General features: G+C 64.2%; 23 protein-coding genes. 16 read left to right on the forward strand and 7 right to left on the reverse strand.

Annotation, left to right across the window (positions count from 1 at the left end; translation table 11 throughout):
• Positions 1–112: 112 nt before the first annotated feature.
• Positions 113–2,377, reverse strand: a complete 2,265-nt coding sequence (locus G7044_RS15885; protein WP_166330645.1) for an adenosylcobalamin-dependent ribonucleoside-diphosphate reductase — start codon at positions 2,375–2,377, stop codon at positions 113–115.
• Between the two features lie 243 nt (positions 2,378–2,620).
• On the opposite strand from G7044_RS15885, the gene G7044_RS15890 reads away from it, so the two are divergent.
• Entirely contained in the window at positions 2,621–4,594 is a 1,974-nt protein-coding gene (locus G7044_RS15890; RefSeq protein ID WP_166330647.1) for a bifunctional 2',3'-cyclic-nucleotide 2'-phosphodiesterase/3'-nucleotidase, read from the forward strand.
• A gap of 46 nt (positions 4,595–4,640) precedes the next feature.
• On the opposite strand, the gene G7044_RS15895 is transcribed toward G7044_RS15890, so the two are convergent.
• The 3 genes from G7044_RS15895 to G7044_RS15905 form a co-directional block, all read right to left on the reverse strand.
• A complete protein-coding gene (locus G7044_RS15895) occupies positions 4,641–5,441 on the reverse strand; it encodes an ATP-binding cassette domain-containing protein (protein ID WP_166330649.1) in 801 nt (266 codons plus the stop codon).
• Positions 5,417–6,496 carry an ABC transporter permease gene (locus G7044_RS15900; RefSeq protein WP_166330651.1) on the reverse strand — a complete coding sequence of 360 codons (1,080 nt, stop codon included), beginning with the start codon at positions 6,494–6,496 and terminating at the stop codon, positions 5,417–5,419. The genes G7044_RS15895 and G7044_RS15900 overlap by 25 nt, the downstream gene beginning before the upstream one ends.
• 65 nt (positions 6,497–6,561) lie before the next feature.
• Positions 6,562–7,587, reverse strand: a complete 1,026-nt coding sequence (locus G7044_RS15905) for a sugar ABC transporter substrate-binding protein (protein ID WP_166330653.1) — start codon at positions 7,585–7,587, stop codon at positions 6,562–6,564.
• Between the two features lie 128 nt (positions 7,588–7,715).
• Here G7044_RS15905 and G7044_RS15910 point away from each other — a divergent pair, with 128 nt between their 5' ends.
• The 9 genes from G7044_RS15910 (at position 7,716) to rpiB (ending at position 15,895) form a co-directional block, all read left to right on the forward strand.
• Positions 7,716–8,891 (forward strand): ROK family transcriptional regulator, encoded by a 1,176-nt coding sequence (locus tag G7044_RS15910; protein WP_166330655.1) that lies wholly within the window; start codon positions 7,716–7,718, stop codon positions 8,889–8,891.
• Between the two features lie 198 nt (positions 8,892–9,089).
• A complete protein-coding gene (locus G7044_RS15915) occupies positions 9,090–10,151 on the forward strand; it encodes a methionine ABC transporter ATP-binding protein (protein WP_166330657.1) in 1,062 nt (353 codons plus the stop codon).
• On the forward strand, positions 10,141–10,815 hold the full coding sequence (locus G7044_RS15920) for a methionine ABC transporter permease (protein ID WP_166330658.1): 675 nt from the start codon (positions 10,141–10,143) through the stop codon (positions 10,813–10,815). Before G7044_RS15915 ends, G7044_RS15920 begins: the two co-directional genes overlap by 11 nt.
• A 26-nt stretch (positions 10,816–10,841) precedes the next feature.
• Entirely contained in the window at positions 10,842–11,618 is a 777-nt protein-coding gene (locus G7044_RS15925) for a MetQ/NlpA family ABC transporter substrate-binding protein (RefSeq protein WP_166330660.1), read from the forward strand.
• 277 nt (positions 11,619–11,895) lie between these two features.
• Positions 11,896–12,630 (forward strand): FadR/GntR family transcriptional regulator, encoded by a 735-nt coding sequence (locus G7044_RS15930; RefSeq protein ID WP_166330662.1) that lies wholly within the window; start codon positions 11,896–11,898, stop codon positions 12,628–12,630.
• A gap of 26 nt (positions 12,631–12,656) precedes the next feature.
• On the forward strand, positions 12,657–13,649 hold the full coding sequence (locus tag G7044_RS15935) for a TRAP transporter substrate-binding protein (protein ID WP_166330664.1): 993 nt from the start codon (positions 12,657–12,659) through the stop codon (positions 13,647–13,649).
• Positions 13,650–13,697: 48 nt separating this feature from the next.
• On the forward strand, positions 13,698–14,156 hold the full coding sequence (locus G7044_RS15940) for a TRAP transporter small permease (protein WP_166330665.1): 459 nt from the start codon (positions 13,698–13,700) through the stop codon (positions 14,154–14,156).
• A gap of 1 nt (position 14,157) precedes the next feature.
• Positions 14,158–15,432 (forward strand): TRAP transporter large permease, encoded by a 1,275-nt coding sequence (locus tag G7044_RS15945; RefSeq protein WP_166330667.1) that lies wholly within the window; start codon positions 14,158–14,160, stop codon positions 15,430–15,432.
• Positions 15,433–15,448: 16 nt separating this feature from the next.
• Positions 15,449–15,895 carry a ribose 5-phosphate isomerase B gene (gene rpiB, locus G7044_RS15950; RefSeq protein ID WP_166330669.1) on the forward strand — a complete coding sequence of 149 codons (447 nt, stop codon included), beginning with the start codon at positions 15,449–15,451 and terminating at the stop codon, positions 15,893–15,895.
• Between the two features lie 42 nt (positions 15,896–15,937).
• Here rpiB and G7044_RS18255 read toward each other — a convergent pair whose 3' ends face one another.
• Genes G7044_RS18255 through G7044_RS15965 form a run of 3 tightly spaced genes read right to left on the reverse strand, consistent with a single transcriptional unit; the run spans position 15,938 to position 17,953 of the window.
• Positions 15,938–16,177, reverse strand: coding sequence for a nucleoside phosphorylase-I family protein (locus G7044_RS18255; protein ID WP_407947417.1), 240 nt, complete (start codon positions 16,175–16,177; stop codon positions 15,938–15,940).
• Between the two features lie 57 nt (positions 16,178–16,234).
• Entirely contained in the window at positions 16,235–17,152 is a 918-nt protein-coding gene (locus G7044_RS15960) for an SDR family NAD(P)-dependent oxidoreductase (protein WP_166330674.1), read from the reverse strand.
• A 24-nt stretch (positions 17,153–17,176) separates the two neighbouring features.
• A complete protein-coding gene (locus G7044_RS15965; protein ID WP_166330676.1) occupies positions 17,177–17,953 on the reverse strand; it encodes an IclR family transcriptional regulator in 777 nt (258 codons plus the stop codon).
• Between the two features lie 70 nt (positions 17,954–18,023).
• On the opposite strand from G7044_RS15965, the gene G7044_RS15970 reads away from it, so the two are divergent.
• The 6 genes from G7044_RS15970 (at position 18,024) to G7044_RS15995 (ending at position 24,825) form a co-directional block, all read left to right on the forward strand.
• Positions 18,024–19,190: an acyl-CoA dehydrogenase family protein gene (locus G7044_RS15970; RefSeq protein WP_166330678.1), complete on the forward strand. Its 1,167-nt coding sequence runs from the start codon at positions 18,024–18,026 to the stop codon at positions 19,188–19,190.
• 25 nt (positions 19,191–19,215) lie between these two features.
• Positions 19,216–19,602, forward strand: a complete 387-nt coding sequence (locus G7044_RS15975) for a PaaI family thioesterase (RefSeq protein ID WP_235931356.1) — start codon at positions 19,216–19,218, stop codon at positions 19,600–19,602.
• A gap of 67 nt (positions 19,603–19,669) precedes the next feature.
• The gene (locus G7044_RS15980; protein WP_166330681.1) at positions 19,670–21,781 is read left to right on the forward strand and encodes an acetate--CoA ligase family protein; all 2,112 of its coding nucleotides are present in this window, start codon (positions 19,670–19,672) and stop codon (positions 21,779–21,781) included.
• Entirely contained in the window at positions 21,771–22,634 is an 864-nt protein-coding gene (locus G7044_RS15985; RefSeq protein ID WP_166330683.1) for a MaoC/PaaZ C-terminal domain-containing protein, read from the forward strand. Before G7044_RS15980 ends, G7044_RS15985 begins: the two co-directional genes overlap by 11 nt.
• Positions 22,631–23,392, forward strand: coding sequence for an enoyl-CoA hydratase/isomerase family protein (locus G7044_RS15990; RefSeq protein WP_166330685.1), 762 nt, complete (start codon positions 22,631–22,633; stop codon positions 23,390–23,392). Before G7044_RS15985 ends, G7044_RS15990 begins: the two co-directional genes overlap by 4 nt.
• A complete protein-coding gene (locus tag G7044_RS15995) occupies positions 23,386–24,825 on the forward strand; it encodes a hypothetical protein (protein ID WP_166330687.1) in 1,440 nt (479 codons plus the stop codon). Before G7044_RS15990 ends, G7044_RS15995 begins: the two co-directional genes overlap by 7 nt.
• The last annotated feature ends 65 nt before the right edge of the window (positions 24,826–24,890 follow it).

Genomic DNA, 24,890 nt, shown 5'->3' on the forward strand with positions numbered 1-24,890 from the left:
GACGGGCCGATGCGCCCTTGCGTGGCGCCGGCTGAAAGCCGCGTTAGCGACCTGCGCGGGCATTCAGGCGGGGACTGAAGAAGGCGGGGAATTTCCCCGCCCCTTGATGGAATCACCCGCATTTCGAATGCCCGCAACTCGGGCAGGTCATGCAGCCTTCGACCATGCGCATGCCGTATTGGCCGCAGCTTGGGCAGGCGGGCCCCTTGGGGCGTTCGCCGATCACCATGACCTCGGCCTGCGGGTCTGACTTCAGGCCCATGCCCTCTCCCGCAAGAAAGCCCGTCGCGATCATGTGCCGCTCGATCACGCCACCGATGGCCGCGAGGATCGAGGGCACATAATTCCCCTGCATCCAAGCCCCGCCGCGCGGATCGAACACGGCCTTCAGTTCCTCGACCACAAACGAAACATCGCCGCCGCGCCGGAAGACGGCGCTGATCATCCGGGTCAGCGCCACGGTCCAGGCGTAATGCTCCATGTTCTTGGAGTTGATGAAGATCTCGAACGGGCGGCGATGGCCGGCCTGCACGATGTCATTGATGGTGATGTAGATCGCATGCTCCGATCCCGGCCATTTCAGCTTGTAGGTGGCGCCTTCCAGCGCGCCGGGGCGGTCCAGCGGCTCGGTCAGATAGACGACATCGGCGCCCGTGTCGGCCTCTGGCACGGTTTCGGCCTTTTCGCTGACGGACAGGACCGATCCGGTCACATCGTTCGGGCGATAGGTGGTGCAGCCCTTGCAGCCCAGATCCCAGGCGGCCAGGTAGACGTCCTTGAAGTCCTCGAAGCTGATATCTTCGGGGCAGTTGATGGTCTTGGAGATCGACGAATCCACCCATTCCTGCGCCGCCGCCTGCATGGCGACGTGATCCCGCGGCGCAAGTGTCTGGGCGTTCACGAAATAATCCGGCAGGGGCGCATCGCCATGCAGGTCGCGCCACATCTGGACGGCGTAATCGACGACCTCCTCCTCGGTCCGGCTGCCATCCTTCTGCAGCACCTTGCGGGTATAGGCATAGGCAAAGACCGGCTCGATCCCGGAACTCACATTGCCCGCATAAAGGCTGATCGTCCCGGTCGGCGCGATGCTGGTCAGCAGCGCGTTGCGGATGCCATGCCGGGCCACCGCCTCGCGCACATCCTCGTCCATCTTCTGCATGAAGCCCGATTGCAGATAGGCGTCGGCGTCAAACAGCGGAAACGCCCCCTTTTCCTTCGCCAGATCCACGCTGGCCAGATAGGCCGCGCGCGCAATCGCCTTCATCCAGATCCGGGTCTGCTCCACCGCATCGGGCGCGCCATAACGCAGGCCCAGCATCAGCAGCGCATCGGCCAGCCCGGTGACACCCAGCCCGATCCGGCGCTTGGCCTGCGCCTCGGCTTCTTGCTGGGGCAGCGGGAATTTCGAGGCATCGACCACATTGTCCATCATGCGGATGGCGGTGCGGACCAGCTCATCCAGCGCCTTTTCGTCCAGCCCCGCGGCCTCGGTGAAGGGCGCAGATACCAGCCGCGACAGGTTGATGCTGCCAAGCAGGCAGGCCCCGTAAGGCGGCAAGGGCTGCTCACCGCAGGGATTGGTGGCGGCGATGGTTTCCACATAGGACAGGTTGTTCGCCTTGTTGATCCGGTCGATGAAGATCACCCCCGGCTCGGCGAAATCATAGGTGGCGCGCATGATCCGGTTCCACAGGTCGCGCGCCTGCACGGTCTGGTAAACGCGCCCGTCAAAGACCAGATCCCAGGCGGCATCTGCCCGCACCGCCTCCATGAAGGCATCGGTGACCAGCACCGACAGGTTGAACATGCGCAGCCGGGCGCTGTCCTGCTTGGCCGCAATGAAGGCTTCGATATCGGGGTGGTCGCAACGCATCGTCGCCATCATCGCGCCCCGGCGCGACCCCGCCGACATGATCGTGCGGCACATCGCGTCCCAGACATCCATGAAGGAAAGCGGACCCGAGGCATCCGCCGCCACCCCCTTCACCGCCGCACCGCGCGGGCGGATGGTCGAGAAATCATAGCCGATGCCGCCGCCCTGCTGCATGGTCAGCGCGGCTTCCTTCAGCATCTCGAAGATGCCGGACATGCTGTCGGGGATGGTGCCCATGACGAAGCAGTTGAACAGCGTCACCGCCCGGCCGGTGCCGGCCCCGGCCAGAATGCGGCCTGCGGGCAGGAACCTGAAATCCTCCAGCGCCGCATAGAAGCGATCTTCCCAGACCGCAGGCTCTGCCTCGACGCTGGCCAGATCGCGGGCGACGCGGCGCCAGCTATCCTCGACCGAGCCGTCGATTGCCTGCCCCTCGGCGTCCTTCAGCCGATATTTCATGTCCCAGATCTGTTCGGCAATGGGGGCGGCGAAGCGGCTCATCAGGGCTTTCCTTAGTGGGTTCTGCGTCAGGTGCTACTAGATATTGACCTGCGAAGCCCTGACAAGCAGCGATGCAGGGCGGCGGCAACATGTCGCGCAGCCTGTCCGCAAGGCAGGGGCGCGGCCTTCTAAAATGGCGTTTCCGGGCGCAAAAATCAATCGCCCTCGGGGTGCCTCGTGGCTTGCCATCAAGGTCAGGAATGCTAGCCTTCGCGGCATCCAACCAGCCACAGGAGGCGCAAGATGCCGAACCCCCTTCACCTCAGCCGTCGCGGCCTCCTGTCGGCGTCTGTCGCGGGCGTGGGCCTTGCCGTGCTGCACCCGTTTTCCGCCCGCGCCCAAGCGGGGCAGGCGCATCTGCGGATCATGGAAACCACCGATCTGCACGTCCATATCTGGCCCTATGACTACTATGCCGACAAGCCCGTCGATACGGTCGGCGTGTCGCGCACGGCGGCGTTGGTGAATGCCGTGAGGTCCGAGGCGACGAATTCGATCCTTCTCGACAATGGCGATTTTCTGCAGGGCAACCCGCTTGGCGATTATATCGCCTATGAGCGCGGCATGGATCAGGGCCAGATGCACCCGATTGTCACCGCCCTGAACGAGGTGGGCGTGGATGCCGGGACGCTTGGCAACCATGAATTCAACTATGGCCTGCCCTTCCTGAAAAACACGCTCGCGGGCGCGAAATATCCGGTCGTCTGCTGCAACGTCGTGACCAGTGAAGGCGCGACGCCCGACGCCGATGAAACGCTGGTCCCGCCCTATACGATCCTTGAACGCGAGTTGACCGATGGCGCGGGCGAGGCGCATCCGATCCGCATCGGGCTGATCGGCTTTGTGCCGCCGCAGATCATGCAATGGGACCGCAAGCATCTGGAAGGCAACGTGACCACGCGCGGCATCGTCCCGGCAGCAGAGGCATGGGTGCCGAAGCTGCGGGCCGAGGGGGTCGATCTGGTGATCGCGCTGTCCCATTCCGGGATCGATCCCCTGCCGCTGGAGGAAGATGCCGAAAACGCCTCACTGGCCTTGGCGGGGGTCGAAGGCATCGACGTGGTGCTGACCGGGCATCAGCATCTGGTCTTCCCCGGTCCCGACTATGAAGCGCTGGAAGGCGCCGACATCGCCGCCGGCACGCTGGCGGGCAAGCCCGCCGTCATGGCCGGTTTCTGGGGCAGCCACATGGGGCTGATCGACCTGCTGCTGGAACGCGAGGGCGAGGCGTGGAAGATCGCCAGCCACACGGTCGAGGCCCGCCCGATCTATGAACGCGACGCCGACCGCAATGTCGTGCCGCTTGTCGAAAGCGTCGCGGCGGTCGAGGACAGCGTGAAGCCCGAACACGAGGCCACGCTGGAATATATCCGCCGCCCGGTCGGCAAGACTTCGGCCCCCCTCTACAGCTATTTCGCGCTGGTGGCCGACGATCCCAGCGTCCAGATCGTCACCAATGCGCAGAAATGGTATATCGAACAGATGCTTGCCGGCACCCGGCATGAAGGCCTGCCGATCCTGTCCGCAGGCGCGCCCTTCAAGGCGGGCGGTCGCGGCGGGCCGGAATACTATACCGACGTGCCCGCCGGCGACATCGCGATCAAGAACGTCGCGGACCTCTATCTGTATCCGAACACCATTCGCGCGGTCAGGATCACCGGCCAGCAGGTCAAGGACTGGCTGGAACGCAGCGCGGGCATGTTCAACCAGATCACCCCGGGCGAGGCCGACCAGCCGCTGCTGAACCCGGAATTTCCCAGCTATAATTTCGACGTGATCGACGGGGTCAGCTACCGGATCGACCTGTCGCGGCCGTCGAAATACGATGCCGACGGCGCGGTCGTGGATGAAAATGCGAACCGCATCACCGATCTGACCTTCGACGGCCAGCCCATTGACCCGGCGGCGGAATTCATCGTCGCCACGAACAACTACCGGGCCGAGGGCGGCGGCACTTTCCCCGGCAATGACGGGAGCACCATCATCTTCGAAGGCCCGGACACCAACCGCGACATCATCGTGCGCTATATCGTCGAGCAGGGCACAATCGACCCCGCTGCCGACAGCAACTGGTCATTTCTGCCGCTTGAAGGCACCAGCGTGCTGTTCGATACCGGCCCGAAAGCCGCGGACTATCTGGCTGATGTGAAGGGCCTGAAAATCGAGCCTGCCGGCGACGGCGCGGACGGCTTCGCGACCTTCCGCATCACGCTGTAAACGAAAACCGGGGCAGAGTTGCCTCTGCCCCGGTTTGCGACCCCGATCAGGCCGCTTCGTTGTCCGGCGGCGGGTCCTTCGCGCCGGTCATGAAGGCCACCGCATCTGACATGGTGTAGTCGCCGGGCCGAATGACGGCGTGGCGGCGGCCCAGCCGGTGGACGTGGATGCGGTCGGCGACCTCGAACACATGCGGCATGTTGTGGGAAATCAGCACAATGGGCAGGCCGCGCGATTTCACGTCCAGGATCAGCTCCAGCACTTTGCGGCTTTCCTTGACGCCAAGCGCCGCCGTGGGTTCGTCAAGGATCACCACCTTGGACCCAAAGGCCGCCGCCCGCGCCACTGCGACGCCCTGACGCTGACCACCGGACAGCGTCTCGACCGGCTGGTCGATGTTCTGGATGGTCATCAGCCCCAGTTCCGACAGCTTTTCGCGGGCGATCTTGCGCATCTGCGCCTGATCCAGTTGCTTCAGCCACTTGCCGGCGAAGCCTTCCTTGCGGATTTCCCGGCCCATGAACATGTTGTCGGCGATGGACAGGGCGGGCGACAAAGCAAGGTTCTGGTAAACGGTTTCAATCCCCGCCTGCCGGCCTTCCATGGGCGACCCGAACTGCACCGGCTTGCCGTCCAGCTCGATGACGCCCTCGTCAGGCTGGACCGCGCCGGAAATCGCCTTGATGAGACTGGACTTGCCCGCGCCGTTATCGCCTATCACGGCCAGGATCTCGCCCGGATACAGGTCGAAATCCGCGTGATCCAGCGCCGTGACGCGGCCATAGCGTTTGACCAGCCCGCGCGCTTTCAGAACAGGGGTGCTCATGCCGAAACCTTTCTGATCCATTGGTCGATGGCGACCGCGAGAATGATAAGCCAGCCGGTCGCAAAGACCTGCCACAGCACGTCCACACCGGCCAGACGCAGGCCAGACTGGAAGACGCCGACGATCAGCGCCCCGAACAACGCCCCCATGATCGAGCCGCGCCCGCCGAACAACGAGATCCCCCCGATGACGACAGCGGTGATCGAGTTGAGGTTGCCTTCATAGAAGCTTTGCGGCGAGATCGAACCGACCCGCCCGATGGACGCCCATCCGGCAATCGCGCAGATCAGGCCCGCCAGAACGTAAACCGACAGCAGCACCTTGTTGGTCTGGATGCCGGCCAGTTCCGCCGCGTCCTTGTCATCGCCCACGGCATAGACATGGCGGCCCCAGGCGGTCTTGTTCAACATGAACCACAACACGACGAAGATCAGCACCATCAGGATCGAGCCATAGGTGATCTGCGCCCCGCCAATCGGGATCGAATTGCCGAAGAATTTCAGGAAGGGCGCGTTGGCGTCGATATCCGCGCCCCGGATCGACTGCGCGCCGGAAAAGTACAGGATCAGCGCATAGAACACGTTCCATGTGCCAAGCGTGGTGATGAAGGGCGGCAGCTTGATGCGGGTGATCAGAAAGCCGTTCAGCCAACCGCAGGCCGCGCCAAGGATGAAGGACATGGGCAGCGCGATGATGGACGGCACGCCCAGCTCTACCGCCAGTTTGCCGGCCACGACCGAACACAGCACCATGATCGCGGCGACCGACAGGTCGATGCCCGCGGTGATGATGACCAGCGATTGCGCGGCGGCCAGCATCCCGATAATCGACACCTGCTGCATGATCAGCGACAGGTTGAATGCCGAGAAGAAGTTGTTGGCAATCACCCCGAAGATCAGCAGCGAGATCATCAGCACGATCACCGGCACCATGGTCGGGTTGCCATGCAGGAAATGCTGGGCGCGATCCATGAAGCCCGAATGCTTCGATTCGAAGCTGGCGACGCGCTTGTCGCTTTGATCCAATGTGTTTTCGAAATCCTGCCGCGTGCGCGGCGGCTGTTCGGTTTCCGTCACCGTGGTATCCCCCCATAAACGGCGCGAGCGACCGGCGGCGCAGTGCCGCCGGTCCGTTTGTCAGATCAGCCCCAGCACTGGGTCAGGGCCTCTTCCGAGGTGATGGATTCGATCCCGTCGACCGGCTTGTCGGTCACCAGCGTCACGCCGGTATTGAAGAAATCGAGCCCTTCCGAGTTCGCAGGCTTCTCGCCGCTGTCGGCAAAGGCCTTGATCGCCTTGATGCCTTCGGACGCCATTAGCAGCGGGAACTGCATCGAGGTCGCGCCGATCACGCCGTCCTTGACGTTCTGGACGCCCGGACAGCCGCCATCGATTGACACGATGGTCGCCTGGCTGTCCTTGCCCATCGCCTTCAGCGCCTCGTAAGCGCCGGCGGCGGCGGGTTCGTTGATGGTATAGACGACGTTGATTTCGGGGTTCTGCTGCAGCAGGTTTTCCATCGCCGTGCGACCGCCGTCTTCATTGCCGTCGGTCACGTCATGGCCGACGATGCGGGCGTCATCCTCGTCTCCGATCCTGGTCGGTTCCTTGATGTCGATGCCAAAGCCCTGCATGAAACCCTGATCGCGCAGGTAGTCGACCGAAACCTGCGACGGGTTCAGGTCGAGGAAGGCAATTTTCGCGTCCGCCGCTGCATCACCCAGCGTCGCTGCCGCCCATTGCCCGATCAACTCGCCCGCCTTGAAGTTGTCGGTGGCGAAAGTGGCGTCAGCGGTGTCGGCGGGTTCAAACGGGGTATCCAGCGCAATGACAAGCGCGCCGGCGTTGCGTGCCTGTTCAATGGCGGGTGCCAGCGCGCGGCTGTCGGACGGGGTGATCAGAATGCCCTTCGCACCCGAGGCCATGCAGGTTTCAATCGCCGCGACCTGGGTTTCCACATCGCCATCGATCTTGCCGGCATAGGTCGAAAGCTCGATCCCGTTTTCTTCGGCGGCGGCAACCGCGCCTTCCTTCATCTTGGCGAAGAAGGGGTTGGTGTCGGTCTTGGTAATCAGGCAAGCGCCCACCGCGTCTTGGGCAGAAGCAGCCCCGCCCATCGACAGGACAGCGACACCGGCCAGCAGGGCAAATTTCTTGTTGAAGCGCATTTGATCCTCCCATGGATACGCATGCGCAAATGGTGCGGCGCGAATCGCTTTCTGTCAATAAATCATTTCAGTTGATTTATTCAGGGGCTTGCGCCGAAATGGACCCGATACGTCGGGGGAGGAAGACGTTGACCGATTCGACCGGGCTTGTCCTGCGGGGCAGCAACAAGACCAGTATGCGTGCCAGCAACGAACGGCTGGTCATTACGCTTCTGCATCGTCACGGTACGCTGTCGCGGGCCGAACTGGCGGCGCGGACGGGGCTGTCGGCGCAGGCTGTATCCGTGATTACCCGCAAGCTGGAAACCGAGGGCCTGATCGTCGGAGGGGAGCCGATGCGGGGCCGCGTTGGCCAGCCCTCGATCCCGTTCGCATTGAACCCGGACGGCGCTTTCTTTGTCGGCGTCAAGGTCGGCCGCCGCAGTACCGAGGTCGTGCTGGGGGACATGACCGGCCAGATCCGCGATACGCTGTCGCAGACCTACACCCAGCCAGAGCCGGGGCCGGTCGCGGCATTCGTCACCGATGCCGTGGCGCGGATCATGGCGCAGGGCGACGGCGCGCGTGCCCTTGGCATCGGCATCGCCATTCCATCCGAGATGTGGAACTGGGGCGCGTTGATCGGCATGGCCCCCGAACACATGGCGGGATGGCGCGATCTGGGGTTGGCCGAGCGTCTGGCGGAACAGTCCGGCCTGCCAGTCTATACCCGCAATGATGCGACAGCCGCCTGCGGGGCGGAACTGATGTTCGGCTCTGCCGACCTGCCCGCCGATTTCCTGCATTTGTATTTCGGATATTTCATTGGCGGCGGGCTGGTGCTGAATAACCGCCTGTATGACGGGCCAAGCGGCAATGCCGGCGCCATTGGTTCCATGCCGATCGGGTGGGAGGGGCGGCCCCGGCAACTGATCGAGCTCGCCTCGATCCACTTGCTGGAACAGGCGCTGCCGCATGGGCGCATCCTGACCGATGGCGACGAGTGGAAGGTGCCGCAGCCGGTGCTGGACGCATGGCTCGACCGGGCTGCGCGCAGTTCCGCCCATGCCATTGCCGCCAGTTGCGCGGTTCTGGATCTGGACGCGGTGGTGATCGACGGCTGGATGCCCGCCCATATCCGCGCCGATCTGGCCGCCCGTATCAGCGCAGCCTTGCCGGGTTTCGACTTTTCGGGGATGAGCATGCCGCAGGTCGTCGAAGGCTCGCTGGGACGCCACGCGCGGACCTTGGGCGCGGTCGCGGTGCCGTTCGCGGCGCATTTCCTGATAGATCAGGGGACGCTGACCCCGGCCAGCGGAACCTGATCGCGGAACAACGCGCCACGCGGCGCGGATTTGGCGCGCCATTGTCACCCTGCGACAAAAAAGCCCGAAACGGGGTCACCGCGCCACGAAAGGCTTTGGAAACTGGTTCCTTTGTGGCCTCCGCGCCTTTCGCCGCCTTGCCATTCGATGGGGATTCGCGCTACCGACCCAGCGTTTGAAGGACACAGTACGCAAACCATGCCCGAGCCCACTTCCACCGGTGCCGCCATCAGATTCGATGCGGTTGAAAAAGCTTTCGACGCGTCCGGGCGCGGGCGCGTTGTCGCGCTTAGCGATGTGACGCTGGACATCGGTGCAGGCGATATCTGCGGCATCATCGGGCGGTCCGGCGCGGGCAAGTCGACGCTGCTGCGCATGGTCAACGGGCTGGAGGTGCCGACATCGGGCACCGTCACCGTGGGCGGCCGCGACGTGGGCCGCGCCAGCGGCGCCGATCTGCGCGCGATCCGGCGCGAGGTCGGGATGATCTTTCAGCATTTCAACCTGCTGGCCTCGCGCACGGTTTACGGCAATATCGCCCTGCCGCTGGAAATCGCCGGTCTGCCCTCGGGCCAGATCAAGCAGCGTGTCACCGACCTGATTGCGCGCGTGGGCCTTGAGGCGCAGGCGAACCGCTATCCCGCCGAACTGTCGGGCGGCCAGAAACAGCGCGTGGGCATTGCCCGCGCCTTGGCGACGCAGCCCAAGGTGCTGCTGTCGGACGAGGCGACCTCGGCGCTGGATCCCGAAACCACGCAGACGGTGCTGGGCCTGCTGCGTGACATCAACCGCGATCTGGGGCTGACGATCCTGCTGATTACCCATGAAATGGCAGTCGTGCGTGATATTGCCAGCCACATGGCGGTGATCGACGGCGGCCGGATCGTCGAATCCGGGCCGACCTATGACGTTTTCGTACAGCCAAAGCACCCAACTACACGCAGCTTCCTGTCCGGCGTGACCGGCATCACCCTGCCGGCCTTTATCGCAAGCCGCATGCAGGACAGCCGCCCCGACGGCGCATCGGAAGAAGTCATCCGCGTAACCTTTGCCGGCAGCCACGCAACTGATCCGATGCTGGCGAAACTGACCGGAGAGATGGGGATCTCGGTCAATATCCTTGCAGGCGCGATCGAGGAAATCGGCCCGCATCCCTTCGGCAACCTGCTGATTTCCGTCGATGCTGCACGCGGCTCAGATGCCCGCGAATATCTGCAACGCCACGGCCTGCTGACAGAGGTGCTTGGCTATGTCCGCTAACCTGATCGCCCTGCTTTACGACGCGACCCTGCAAACCCTGTATATGGTCGCGATCTCGGCCATTCTTGGCACCGTTCTGGGCCTGCCGCTGGGGGTGTTCCTGGCGACCTCGCAAAGGGGCGAATTGCTGTCCTCGCCCTTGCTGAACAAGGTGCTGGGGCTGGTCGTAAACGCCGCGCGTTCTGTTCCGTTCATCATCCTTGTGGTGGCGATCATTCCGTTTACGCGGCTGATCGCCGGCACCTCCATCGGCACCACGGCGGCCATCGTCCCGCTGACCATCGCCGCCACCCCCTTCATCGCCCGGCTTGTCGAAAACGCCATTCGCGAGGTCGACGCCGGCCTGATCGAGGCCGCGCGCGCGATGGGCGCCACGCCCTACCAGATTATCCGCAAGGTGCTGGTGCCAGAGGCATTGCCCGGCATCACCCTTGGCCTGACGCTCGCCGTGGTCAGCCTGATCGGCTATTCCGCCATGGTCGGCGCGGTCGGCGGCGAAGGCCTGGGCGATCTGGGCATCCGCTATGGCTATCAGCGCTTCATGCCCGATGTGATGCTGGCCGTCGTGGTCATCCTGATCGTCATGGTCCAGCTTGTCCAATCCATCGGCGAATGGATCGCCGCGCGGGTGGACAAGCGCGCGCCGCGCAATCGCGGCAACTAGGTTTCTGAAAGCGAAGAGAGGTTAACATGCTTCGTCTCACCACAATCGTATCCGCCCTTGCCCTGTCGGCTGCCGCCGCCATGGCCGAAGATATCAAGGTCGGCGTCTCGCCCGGCGAACATGCCGAGATCATGGAAGAAGTCGCCAAGGTTGCCGCGCCCAAGGGCCTGAACATCGAAGTGATCGAGTTCTCGGACTATGTCGTGCCGAACCAGGCGCTGAATGACGGCGACCTGAACGCCAACAGCTTCCAGCACCGCCCTTACCTTGAAAACCAGATCAAGGATCGCGGCTTTGAACTGGTCGAGGTCGGCACCACGATCACCACGCCGATGGGCATCTATTCCGACAAGATCAAGGATCTGGCCGAGCTGCCGGAAGGCGGCAAGGTGGCGATCCCGAACGATCCGACCAATGGCGGCCGCGCGCTGCTGGTGCTGCAGGATCTGGGCGTCATCAAGCTGGCCGAGGGAACTGGTCTGGTCCCCAGCCCGCTGGACGTGACCGAGAACCCGAAGGATCTGAGCTTCCTTGAACTGGACGCCGCCCAGCTTCCCCGCGCGCTGGCGGATGCGGATATTGCGATCATCAACACCAACTATGCGCTGGCTTCGGGCCTGAACCCGAAAACCGACGCCATCGCATCCGAAGGCGCCGACAGCCCCTATGTGAACATCATCGTGGTCCGCAAGGGTGATGAAGGTGCGGCATGGGTCGCGCCGCTGGTCGAGGCCTATCACTCGCCCGAGGTGAAGAAATTCATCGAGGACAAGTATCAAGGCTCGGTCATCACCAGCTGGTAATCGGATCGGCCCGGAGGAAACTCCGGGCCTTTTCTTTGGGGCTGGGCTCGCCCCAGCAAAACCGCCCATGTTACGCGCCTGGCGTGATGGCCGCCGCGTTCTCGCGGCTGGAATGTACGCTGCCTGCCTCTTTTGCGCTGCGGCCACGCCAAGACGGGCGGTTTGCCGCCGCATGATTGGTATTACCAATAACGATTAATATTGAACCAATTTCCCAGGCGTCTCTAAATGTTCGCAGGGGTCGCGAAAAGCGACCACAGCTAGACGAGCCAAGACCATGACGCAGGATGCACAGATTGCCGGGGAACGCGGGTCCGAGAAGGTATCGGCCTATTTCCGCGCCAACATCCTTAACGGCAGCCTGAAAGTCGGCGACCGTCTGCCGCCCGAACGTGAACTGGCCCAGCAGATCGGCGTCGGCCGCCCGCTGCTGCGTGAGGTGCTACGCTCGCTGACCATGTTGGGCTTGCTCAGGTCGCGGCAGGGCAGCGGCACCTATATCGCGCAGGCCGATTTCGGCGTGTTGACCGACTTCTTCACCTTCTGCCTGTCGCAGGAAAGCGATGTGCTGGCGGATGTCATGCAGGCGCGGATCGCGATCGAATGTCAGGCGATCCGGCTGGCCTGCAGCCGCGCGACGGACCACGACCTGTCTGAACTGCGCCACTGGCTGGAGGTGCTGATGCAGACGCTGGACGATCCCGAAATCGGCGGCAAGGCCGATTTCATGTTCCATCAGGCCATCGTTGCGGCCAGCCACAGCCGCTCGCTTTCGACGCTTTATGCGGCGCTGTCGACGCTGCTGAAGGAAAGCCATATCGAACGGCGGCGCACGACCTACAAATCGCGCGAGATCATCGGCGATCTGGCGGAAGCCCATCGCGAGGTCTTTCTGGCCATCGTCGGCAAGAACCCCGACGAGGCCGACCAGCGGCTGCGCGAACATTTTTCAATCGGTGATGAGCTGAGGCGGAAAAGCCTGATCGACGCCTATCGCCGCAAAACCGGCTGAGGGGCCGGCATATCAGGGAGGAAGAGATGAAATTCACCAACGCAAAGGCGCTGATTGGCGCAACAGCACTGGCCCTTCTGGGCGCGTTCCCAGCCGCCGCCGAAGAACTGCGCTATGCGCATGTCGGCGCAGAGGGCGATATCCAGACCCGCTATGCAGCCGAAGCGGCCGAGGAAATCAGCGCCGCCACCAATGGCGAGGTGACGCTGCAGGTCTTCCCGGCCAGCCAGCTTGGCAATGTGGCCGAGATGGTCGACGGCGTGAAGATGGGCACCATCCAGATGGGGCATCACGACTTCGCGTCGCTGGCACGGATCACGCCCGAGGTGGCCGTTTTCAACGCCCCCTTCATCTATCGCGATGGCGCCCACGCGCTGGCGGCGACCGATCCCGCGACCTCGCCCGCGCTGATGGAGATCAACGAAAAGCTGGTCGAACAGGGTGGCGTGCGCATCATTGGCCGCATCTATCGCGGCGCGCGCCATATCTCGTCGAATTTCGAGATCAAGTCGCCTGATGACATGGCAGGCAAGCCGTTCCGGGCCGTGCCGCTGGATCTGTGGGTGTCGATGGTCAAGGGCTTTGGCGCCACACCGACGCCTGTCGAAGTGGCCGAACTGCCGACCGCACTGATGACCGGGCTGGTCGTCGGGCAGGAAAACCCGCTGACCATGATTTCGGCCAACAAGCTTTACGAGGTGCAAAGCCATGTCGCGATGACCGGGCATATGCAATCGGTGCTGGCCGTCTTCGTGAACGAGGCATCATGGCAGGGCCTGACCGAGGAACAGCGCGCAGCAATCACCGAGGTCCTGGACAAGAAGGCCGAGGAATCGCTGAATTGGGCGCAGGAGGACGAGGCGGCGCTGATCACCGAGCTGACCGATAACGGCATGACCTTTACCACGGTCGAGAACGGGCTGGATCTGGATGCCTTCCGCGAAAAGGTTCTGGCCCAGATCAACACCGATTTCCCCGACTACACGCCCTATATCGAACAGATCACGGCGGTCGAATGAAACCGGTCGGGTGGGCAGGTCTGCCCACCCGCTTGATGCGAGGCGTCCATGAAACGACTGCTTGAACTCGTTTGCGTGCTGCTGCTTCTGGTGCTGATCCTGGTGCCCTTTGCACAGGTCGTCATGCGCGACCTTTTTGGCCGGCCCATCATCGGCGCCGAAGAACTGACGCGCTTCCTGCTGATCTGCTGCGTTTTCGTGGCCTATCCGCTGGTCGTGGCGAGTGGCGAGAATATCGTGATGAGCGAGATACAGGACAGCCTGCCGCAGCGATTGCGCCGCGTCATCATCCGCGTGATCGCCGTCTGCTCGGTCATCGCCTGCGCGTTCGTTGCCGTGGTCGTCGCGCTCAACATCTCGGACAATATGCGCAATGCCACGCCGACGCTGAAAATTCCGTTCTGGCTGTTCCTGGGTGCCACGCTGTTCGGCTTTGCAGGCGCGGCTGTCCTGCATCTGGTCCATCTGCGCAATCCCCCAAGCCCGAAAATCGACGAGGTGACCTGACATGGGTCTGGCCATCATCTTCGCCTTCCTGGTGCTTTTCATGCTGGGAACGCCGGTCGTCTACGCGATCCTGCTTCCCGCAATCGTCTATGTGATTGCCGAAGGCCTGCCGCTTGGACTGCTGGCGCAGCGCGTGACCTATGCGCTTGACAGCTTTCCGCTGGTGGCCGTGCCGATCTTCATCTTCGTCGGCAACCTGATGAACCTGGCCGGCGTGACCGAGCGGATATTCCGCTTTGCCGATGCACTGGTCGGGCGGATTCCGGGTGGCCTGGCACAGGTCAATATCTTCTCCAGCTTGATCTTTTCCGGCATGTCCGGTGCCGCCCTTGCCGATGTCGGCGGGCTTGGCCGGATCGAGATCGAGGCGATGCGCAAGCGCGGGTTCTCGGCCCCCTATTCCGCCGCGGTTACGGCGGCCTCGGCCGTGGTGGGGCCGATCTTTCCACCCTCGATCCCGCTCATCGTCTATGGGTCGGTCACCAGCGTATCGATCATCCAGCTTCTCATCGCGGGGATCGTTCCGGCGCTGATCTGCATCGTGCTGCTCATGATCACCGCCGCGGTCATCGCGATCCTGCGCAACATGCCGCGCGCCGAACGCTGGCCGACCCTGCGCGAGTTGTTCGACGCCTTCCTGCCCGCGCTTCCGGCGCTGCTGGCACCGATCCTGATGATCTCCGGCATGATGGCGGGGATGTTTACCCCGACAGAGGCCGCGGCGGTCACCGCCGGCTATGTACTGCTGATCAGCGGGCTGATTTACCGCGAACTGACCTGGTCGCATCTGTGGAACGCGACGTTGCAAACGGCGCGTGCAACCAGTGCCATCCTGATCATCGTGGCCGCAGCCTCGCTGTTTGGCTGGATCCTGGCGGTCGAGCAGATCCCGCAGGATTTCGCCCGCTTCATCCTGCAGTTCGCGAGCGATCCGATCGTGCTTCTGCTCATCGCGAACCTGATCTTCTTCATCGCGGGCATGTTCCTTGATAGCACAACGGCAACGCTGCTGGTCGTGCCCGTCATCGCGCCGCCGCTGGTGCTGGCCGGGATCGACCCGGTCCATCTGGGCATCATCGTGATCTTCAACCTGATGCTTGGTCTGCTGACCCCACCAATGGGTCTGTCGCTGTTCCTCGTCAGCCAGATCGCCCAGATCTCGCTGCGGCAGCTTCTGCGCGCGCTGCTGCCCTTCTATATCCCGCTGCTGCTGACACTCGGCATCATCACCTTCGCCGATGATCTGGTCCTGTGGCTTCCCAGAATGCTCCGCTGAAATGAGAGGTTTCAAAATGCGTATTGTTGTCGGTTCTGACCATGCCGGGTTTCCGCTGAAAGCAGCCGTGCTGGATCACCTTCGCAAGCAGGGTCACGAGGTCGAGGATGTGGGCAGCTTCGACGAAAAGCCGGTCGATTTCCCGGATGTGGCCAAGCAGGTGACCGGCGCGGTGAGTGATGGTCGTGCCGAACGCGGCCTGATGGTCTGCGGCACCGGCGTCGGCGCCGCCATTGCCGCCAACAAGGTGCGCGGCATCCGCGCGGCGGTCTGTCACGATGTCCATTCCGCCCACCAATCGGTCGAGCATGACGATGTGAACATCATGTGCATCGGCGCCCAGATCGTCGGGCCGTGGCTGGCATTCGACCTGATCGACTCGTTCCTTGCGGCGGAGTTCTCAACGGATGAGGATTTTCGCCGTCGGGTCGAGAAGCTGCATCAGATGGATGCAGAACGGTAAGGCGCGGGTGTCATTTTACGGATCAACGGCGCGGCGGCGGCACTAGAGCCGCTGCGCTGTTGATGATCGCTTCGTTGCAGCGCCGCCTTCAAAGCGGGACCAATCGGCAATGATCGCGTGGGAAAACGCATTTTCAACCCGGAACGCGGTGTCCGTTGCCGGCATGAACCCGCCCGACGTCGCAGAAAGGGATTCGGCCGTGGTTTGCCCTGCATGTGCGCGGTCGAGATTCGACACTGTGCGCAGTACGGCGACCTTGACCGTATCCAAGCATCGCGGCACCGTGTTTGCGATTTGCAATCGGTGCCGCTGGGAACGCCCCTTTTCGCAGCGGATCCGTCAGACCGGATCCCAGCTGAACACATCGGCCGATACCTCCAGCGGCACATAGCTGCGCTTCAACGCCGGGATGGCGTGGCTGGCGACGCTGGCGATGTCCCAGCCCTCGCCACGATGAACCGCGCGGAGCGGGCGCGGCTGCGAGATCAGGAAAATCTCGTTATTGCGCACGGCGAAAATCTGGCCGGTGGTGTCCGCGCCCGCGTCGGATGCCAGATAAAGCGCCAGCGGGGCGATTTTTTCGGGCGACATTTCTTTCATGCGGTTTACGCGTTCTTCCTGTTCAGGGCTGTCGACCTTGATCGAGGATGTCATCCTGCTCCATGCGAAAGGTGCGATGCAGTTCGAGCGGATATTCCAGCGAGCGAGATCCAGCGCGATGGATTTCGACAATGCCGCCACGCCCAGCTTGGCCGCCGAATAATTCGCCTGCGCCAGATTGCCGATCAGACCCGAGGTCGAGGTCATGTGGATCAAGCTGCCGCTGCCTTGTTCGCGCATTACATCGGCGGCGGCGCGGCTGACATTGAAGCTGCCGTAAAGATGCACCTTCACGACGGCGTCGAAGTCTTCGAAGCTCATCTTGTGGAAGAAGGTATCGCGCAGGATACCGGCATTGTTGACCACCGCGTCCAGTCGTCCGAAGGCGTCGGTGGCCGCCTTGACCATGGCGCGCGCGCCGTCCGGGTCGGACACGTCATCGCCATTGGCGACGGCACGGCCGCCGGCCTTCTCGATTTCGGCGACAACGGCGCTGGCGGCGGCACTGGATTCGCGGCGCCCATCCAGGGTTGCGCCCAGGTCGTTGATGACCACGCTGGCACCGGCGCGGGCGGCTTCCATGGCGATGGCGCGACCGATGCCGCCGCCAGCGCCGGTAACCAGGATGACTTTCCCTTCAAGCGGTTTCTGCGACATGTCTCCTCCTTCATGTCCTTGGGGTTATGGGGGGCTCGGGCGGCAGAACAGGCCGCGCTCGATCTGTTTGGCCGCTTCGGCCAGGGCTTCGGCCACGCGCAGCAGGCTGTCATCGCCGTGCTGGCCCGAAATGGTGATGCTGCTGAGACCCAGCCGCGGCGTGTTCTCGGCGTCGCAGGCCATGGCGGCGACAATGTCGAGGCCGCGGAACAGGTTGCCGCGATCGCGGGCATGGCCGGTTTCGCGCGCCGCCTGCACGTCCTGCCAGTAGGAATCGAAGCCGGGGGCGGACTGCCAGCGCACATTGTCATAACCCTTGCGCACCTGCGCCTCGTCCAGCCCGCACCGGGCAGCATAGCAACGGCCGACGGCGCCGGCGAAGACCGGCAGGCGGCTGTTTGGCGCAATCACCGCCTGCACGATCCGCGGGGCGGCGAAATGGTCGATCAGCACGATCCGCCGGCCCGCCGTCACTTGCCACAGCGCGATCATCACCTGATGGTCCTGGGCGATGGCATTGGCCAGCGGCCGGATCGTGTCGGCCGGGTTCGCCCCCAGCAGTGGGGCTGCGAATTCCATCACCCCCATGCCGATCCGGTAGGTCTTGGATTCCGGGTCGAAGCTGAGCAGGCCCTCATGGGCGAGCGTGCGCAGGATGTTGAATGCGGAAGACACATTCAGCCCAGCCTCGCGCGCGATCTGGGTCGCGCCCATCGCCGTCCCGCGCCCCGCCAGAAGCCGCAGGATCGCGGTCGCGTTCAGGACTGCGGGCACCGGTTTCGAGGTCTGTTCTTCGCCCATCAAGATTTTCCTTGCAGAATGATATTCATCATACAGAATGAAACACAGTAAGCAAGCGAGGAGAGATGACATGAGTTCCGGGGTGGATGCCGATGTTTTCGAACAGCTTTTGCAGGTCGTTGACCGATTCGCGCGAGAGCGTTTGATTCCCGCCGAAAAACGGGTCGAGGAAGAAAACGACATCCCCGAGGAGATCGTCGCCGAGATGCGCGAGATGGGATTGTTCGGCCTGTCGACGCCTGAAGAATATGGCGGCATCGGTCTGAACGTCCCGCAAGAGGCGCGCCTGATCGAGGCGCTTTGCTATGCCTCGCTGACCTTCCGTTCGCTGATCGGGACCAATGTCGGCATCGGTGCGCAGGGCATCGTCATGGACGGCACGCCCGAACAGAAGGACGAATGGTTGCCCGGCATCGCAAGTGGCGAGGTCATCGCGTCCTTCGCACTGACCGAACCCGATAACGGCTCGGACGCGGGCGGGATTCGTACCATGGCGCGCCGCGACGGAACCGATTTCGTCATCAACGGCACCAAGCGTTTCATCACCAATGCGGTCCGCGCGGGGGTCTTTACCGTCTTTGCGCGCACCGATCCCTCCAGGCCCGGCGCGGACGGCGTATCGGCCTTTATCGTTCCGGCGAACACACCGGGCATCACCGTTGCGACGCCCGACCGCAAGATGGGGCAGCGCGGCACCAAGACCTCTGACGTGATCTTTGAAGACGTGCGCATCCCCGAAACCGCGATCATCGGCGGGCCGGACAACCTCAACAAGGGGTTCCGCACGGCGATGAAGGTGTTGGACCGGGGCCGCATTCATGTCAGCGCCATGGCCGTGGGGCAGGGCCAGCGGATGCTGGACATCGCCACAGATTACGCATTGGAGCGCAAGCAATTCGGCAAGCCGATCGGTGAACACCAGCTTGTCCAGGGCCTGCTGGCCGATTGCCAGGCCGACCTGCACGCCGCGCGGGCGCTGGTGCATGCCACTGCCGAAACCTTCGACCGCGAGGGCAAGGCGATCCTTGAAGCATCCTGTGCCAAGTATTTCTGCACCGAGGCCGCCGGCCGCATCGCCGATCGCGCGCTGCAAATCCATGGCGGCGCGGGCTATATGTCTGAATACGACATCGAACGGCTGTATCGCGATATTCGCCTTCTGCGGATCTATGAAGGCACCAGTCAGATCCAGCAGTTGGTGATCGCACGCCGTACGCTGGCCGCGCGCGCCGCCTGACATGGGGACGCGCCGACTTGACCAGATGCCCCCGCAGTCCAACTTTGCAGGGCTTCTGGGGATCGAGATCGTCAAGGTCACGCCGGCAGAGGTGATCTGCCGCATGCGCGTGACCGAGGCGATGGCCAATCGCAACGGGGTTCTGCACGGCGGTGCGATGATGACCTTGGCCGACAACGCCGCCGGCAGCGCCGCCTTCATCAACAGCGATGCCGACCAGACCAATACCACCGTCGAGGCAAAGACCAACTTCATGCGTGCGGTGAAAGTTGGCGACGTGCTGACTGCGCGCTGTGTGCCGCTGCAGGCCGGTCGCCGCATTCAGGTGTTGCAGGTCACCGTGACACGCAGCGACGGCAAGGTCGCGGCGGTGACGACGCAGACCCATTTGTTGCTGGAATGGGACGGCTAGGGCGCCAGCGATTTTCGGAGGAAGCAATGACAGCGAAACAAGCCATCCGCAGCCCAGAGGCAATGCGATGACCAGCCAACCGCATTTTGATGCGTTGATCGCCCCCCGTTCGGTCGCCGTGATCGGCGCCTCGGACGATCCAACGCGCATCGGTGGCCGGCCCATCGCGGCCATGCTGCGCGCTGGCTTCAAGGGTCGGATCATGCCGGTGAATCCGCGGCGGACCGAGGTTCAGGGCTTGCCCTGCTTCGCCAGCGTCGATGACCTGCCAGAGGCCCCCGACGCCGCCCTGATCGCCGTTCCGGCATCACTGATCCCCGAAACCATTACCGCGCTTGGCCGCAAGGGATGCAAGGCGGTGACGCTGTTTTCCGCCGGCTTTGCCGAGACGGGCGAGGAAGGCGAGGCGGCGCAGCGCGAGATGCTGGCACTGGCCCGCCAATACGGCATGCGCGTGCTGGGGCCGAACACGCTGGGCGTCTATAACGTCGATATCGGCTATTACGGGACCTTCTCTTCTTCGCTGGATACCGGCCATCCGCGCGCCGGCAATATTGGCATCGCCAGCCAGTCAGGGGCCTTCGGCGCGCATCTGGGCGCGCTGGCGCGCGACCGCGGGCTGGGCTGTTCGGTCCTCATCACCACCGGCAACGAGGCCGACATCACCGTGGCCGAGGCGATCCGCTGGATGGCGGAAAGCGACACCACGGACGTGATTTGCGCCTATATGGAGGCCGTGAATGACGCGCCCGCGCTGCTGGCGGCGCTGGATGCGGCGCGCGCGGCGGGCAAGCCGGTCTTCGCGCTGAAATCCGGGCGCTCGGCAGTGGGCGCGCGGGCGGCGGCGTCGCATACGGCCTCGTTGACGGGGGATGCGGTGGTGGCCGACGCGGTGCTGACCGACCACGGCGCGATCATCCTGCGCGACCCCGAAACGATGATGGATTACGCCTATGCGGCCTCCAAACGGGTGTTCCCGTCCAGCCATTCGCTGGGGGTCATCACCGTCAGCGGCGGCGCCGGCATCGTCATCAGCGACGAGGCCGAACGTATCGGCCTGCCGATGCCGCCCATGCCCGAAGATGCGCAGGCGCGGCTGAAAGGCGTGCTGTCCTATGCCTCGCCCGTCAACCCGCTGGACTGCACGGCGCAGGCGCTGAACGACCCTTCGCTTCTGGAAACCTTCACCCGCGCCGCGCTGGAAGAAGGCGGCTATGGCGCGGTTCTGTGCTTCCTGACCTATGTCGCCGGCAGCCCGGCCATGTCGGACCTGGTCCTGACCGCGATGAAGCCGCTGCGTGCGGCATATCCCGACCGCATCATTGCCTTCTGCGCCCTCGGCGATCCGGCGGTGCTGCGGCGCTATGATGACGAAGGCATCCTGATCTTCAGCGATCCTTGCCGGGCTGCGCGGGCGCTGGATGCGGTGATGCGCTTCGGCGCCGACCGCGAGCGTCTCCAGCCCGCACCGCCGCCCAGGGCCGCGTCGGTGGCCTTGCCAGAGGCCACCCCGGACGAGGCCGCCGCCAAGGCGCTGCTGGCCGATGCCGGCATTGCTGCGGCCCCCGAACAGGCCGTCACCGACCCCGCCGCCGCCATCGACGCAGCCGAAAGCTTCGGCTTTCCGGTGGTGATGAAAATCCTCTCGCCCGATATCCTGCACAAGTCCGATATCGGCGCGGTCAAGCTGAACCTGACCACCCCCGAAGAGGTCCGCAGCGCCTATGCCGAGATCCTGCAAGCGGCCGCCACCCACGCGCCGAATGCCCGGATCAGCGGCGTTCTGGTTGCGAAACAGCTGACCGGCGGCGTCGAATGCCTGATGGGCATCAACCGCGATCCGACCTTCGGGCCGGTCGCTGTCTTTGGCCTTGGCGGCATCTTCGTCGAGCTGCTGAACGACGTGGCATTGCGGGCCTGCCCCTTCGATGTGGATACCGCGCGCGAGATGATCGGCTCGATCCGGGGGGCGGCGATCCTGCGCGGTGCGCGGGGCCAGCCGCCCGCCGATATCGACGCGCTGGCGCAGATGCTTTCGTCTCTGTCGATATTTGCGGCGGGGGCAGGGGAGCGGCTGGTCTCGGTCGATCTCAACCCGGTTCTGGCGCTGCCGGCGGGGCAGGGCGCCTATGCGCTGGATGCGGTCATCGAACTGGATGGGGGCGGCCGTGACCATTGACCATGACAAGCTGCTGAATTTCGACATCCCCGAGATCCAACAAAGCTATGGCCCGGCAGAGGTGGCGCTTTACGGCCTGTCCGTGGGAATGGGGCAGGATCCGACGGATCTGCGCCAGCTGGCCTATACCGGCGGACTGGCCGATGACCGGCGGGTAATGCCTGCCATCGTCAACGTGCTGGGCCATCCCGGCTTCTGGCTGAGCAATCCCGAAACCGGGGTCAATGCGCTGAAGGTGGTGCATGGCGAACAGGGCATTACCATCCACCGCGCGATACCCGAACAGGCCACCATCCGCGCCCGGACCCGCGTCACAGGGCTGGTCGACAAGGGCGAGGGGCGCGGCGCGTTGATGTATTACGAAAAGCAGATCCGCGACGCGACCGACGATTCGCTGATCGCGACCTGCACCGGCACCACCTTCCTGCGGGGTGATGGCGGCTATGGCGGGCCCGCCGGTCCGGTCAAACCAGCCCATCAACTGCCCGAAACCCCACCCGATCACGTCTTTGACACGCCGACCCGGCTCGAACAGGCGCTGTATTACCGCTGGAACGGCGATCCGAACCCGCTGCATCTGGATCCACGCGTGGCCGCGAAGGCCGGCTTCGACCGCCCGATCCTGCATGGCATGTGCAGCTTTGGCTGCGCGGCTCATGCCTTGCTGGCGGTGATGTGCGATTACGACGCCAGCCGGTTCGGCGCTATGGCCGGGCGCTTCACCGCCCACGTTTTCCCCGGCGAGACGCTGCGGACCGAGATCTGGTCGGATGGCTCGTTTCGCACCCGCGCAGTCGAACGCGACAAGGTCGTCATCGGCAACGGATTGTTCCGCGTCAAAGAGGCAGCATGAGCATCGAGATCACCAGACAGCCGGACGGGCTGCTTCTTATCACGCTGAACGATCCCGAACGGCGCAACCCGATCGGCCATCCGTTGCGTCAACGCCTGTCCGCCGCCCTGTCCGAGGCCGAGGGCGACGACACCGTCAGGGCAGTCGTGCTGACCGGAGCGGGCGGCAACTTTTCGGCCGGGGGCGATATTCGCGATCAGCGCGAACGCAGCATCTCCGCACATCGTGAACGGTTCGCCGTCATCAAGGACATGGTCAGCCGTATGGCGCGCTTTTCCAAGCCGCTGGTGGCGGCGGTGGATGGCTGGGCGGCGGGCGGCGGCTTTGCGCTGGCGCTTGCTTGCCCAACTGTCGTGGCGTCCGACCGGGCGCGCTTCGTCGCCAGCTTTTCCCGGATCGGCTTGATCCCCGATATGGGCCTGCTGGCAACGCTGCCGGCGCGGATTGGTCCTGCACGTGCGCGCCGTCTGTTCCTTGATAACCGCGCCGTCGACGCGACCGAGGCGCTGGCGATGGGAATTGCCGACCACCTGACCACGGCGGACGAACTGCTGGCGGTTGCCAGTGCCCATGCGCTGGAAGAAGCCGCGACAGCGCCGCTGGCGCGCCAGTTCGTCAATGACTGGTTCGCCCGCGATCTGGGCGCGGCGCTGGATTATGAACAGCAATTGCAATCGCTGCTGTTGAACAGCAGTGACGCCGCCGAAGGCCGCGCCGCCTTCCGCGAGAAGCGCAGCCCCCAGTTTCGGGGATGCTGACCGCCCGCCGCAATGCCATGGGTGCCGATCCCGCCGCCAGCCTGAGGCGCGCGCTTCTGGCTTTCGCCATGGTCTCGGCGGCGGTGCTGGTCTTCGTGGAATCGGACGGGCTGGTGCTGGCGGCCTCGGCCGCGCTGTGCCTGTTTCTGCTGCTGGGCAGGCGGCAGTTCAGCGTCGGCACCTGGGTGCCGGTGATGCTGTCACTGGCTGCGCTGGTATTGGCGCTGCGCCGGGGTGTCCCGCCCGAGGTGCTGATGCGCGCCGCTGACCGGATGCTGTTTCTGGCCGCGCTGATTGCCATGCTGGGCACCCTGCGCGCCGCCGCCGCCATCGCGCCAGAGGTCGCCCGCGCGGGCGTCTTCCTGACGGGCCAGCCGCCCTCGCGCCGCTATCTGGCGCTGTGTTTCGGCGGCCACCTGTTCGGCGTGCTGATCAATTTCGGCGGCCTCGCCTTGCTGCTGGACCTGTCGCGGCGTTCGATGGTCGCGACCGGCGCGGACCAACTGCCCGAGGACGCGCGAGAGGCGCGGCTGCGCCGGATGACGCTGGCCATCATACGCGGCTTTGGCCTGATTTCCTTATGGTCGCCCTTTGGGTTTGCCACCAATGCGATTCTGATCGCGCTGCCGGGGATCAGCTATGTGCAGTTCGGGCCGCTCGGCTTTGCCGTCTCTTTCGTTTTCGTCGCCATCGGCTGGGCCTTTGACCGCCGCGATGGCCGGCCATTCCGTGGCCGCGGCCTGGCGCCACCGAAGCCGCCAGACGGATCCTGGACCGGAGCGGCGCTGCTGCTGGGGCATGTGCTGGCGCTGGGTGCGGCGGTCTTCCTGCTGCACGGGCTGACCGCGCTAAGCTTTCAGCAGGCGCTGATTCTTGCTGTGCCGGGCTATGCCGCGCTGTGGGCGGCGGCGTCGGGCTTGCGCAGCCCGGGCGGAGCTGCCGAGGGGTTGCGACAGGCCGGCGCGGGCGTCTGGGGCCGATTGTCCGACATGGCGCCCGAGGTTGGCGTCTTCGCTGCCGCCGGCTTCCTGCCCGTGCTGCTGCTGGCGCTGATCCCAATGGACAGCCTGCGCGAGGGGATCGGCGCGCTTGGGCTTGGTCCTGTGACGATGGCGCTGGGGCTGACGCTGTCGATCTTCGCGCTGGCTTTTCTTGGCGTGAACCCGATCGTATCGGCCTCGGTCCTGGGATCGGTGGCGGTGCAATTGGCGGTGCCGAACCTGTCGGACACGGCCATTGCCCTCGGCATTACCGGCGGCTGGACTGCGGTGATTGGGCTGTCCCCTTTCATCACCACCATCATCATTACCGCGACCATCGTCGAGCGGCCGGTCTGGCGCGTCGGACCGGTGTGGAACGGGGCGTACAGTCTGACCATCCTGACGGTCTGGCTGCTGCTTCTGGGGGGGCTAATGATCTCTGGCGTGGTCTGAGGGGGGGGCGAAATTGCTGGTCTGGGCAAATTGCGTCACACCCAGCCGCCTGACGAGCTGCAAGA

This window comes from Paracoccus xiamenensis, from assembly GCF_011308835.1.
In the GTDB taxonomy this organism is placed as follows: domain Bacteria; phylum Pseudomonadota; class Alphaproteobacteria; order Rhodobacterales; family Rhodobacteraceae; genus Paracoccus; species Paracoccus xiamenensis.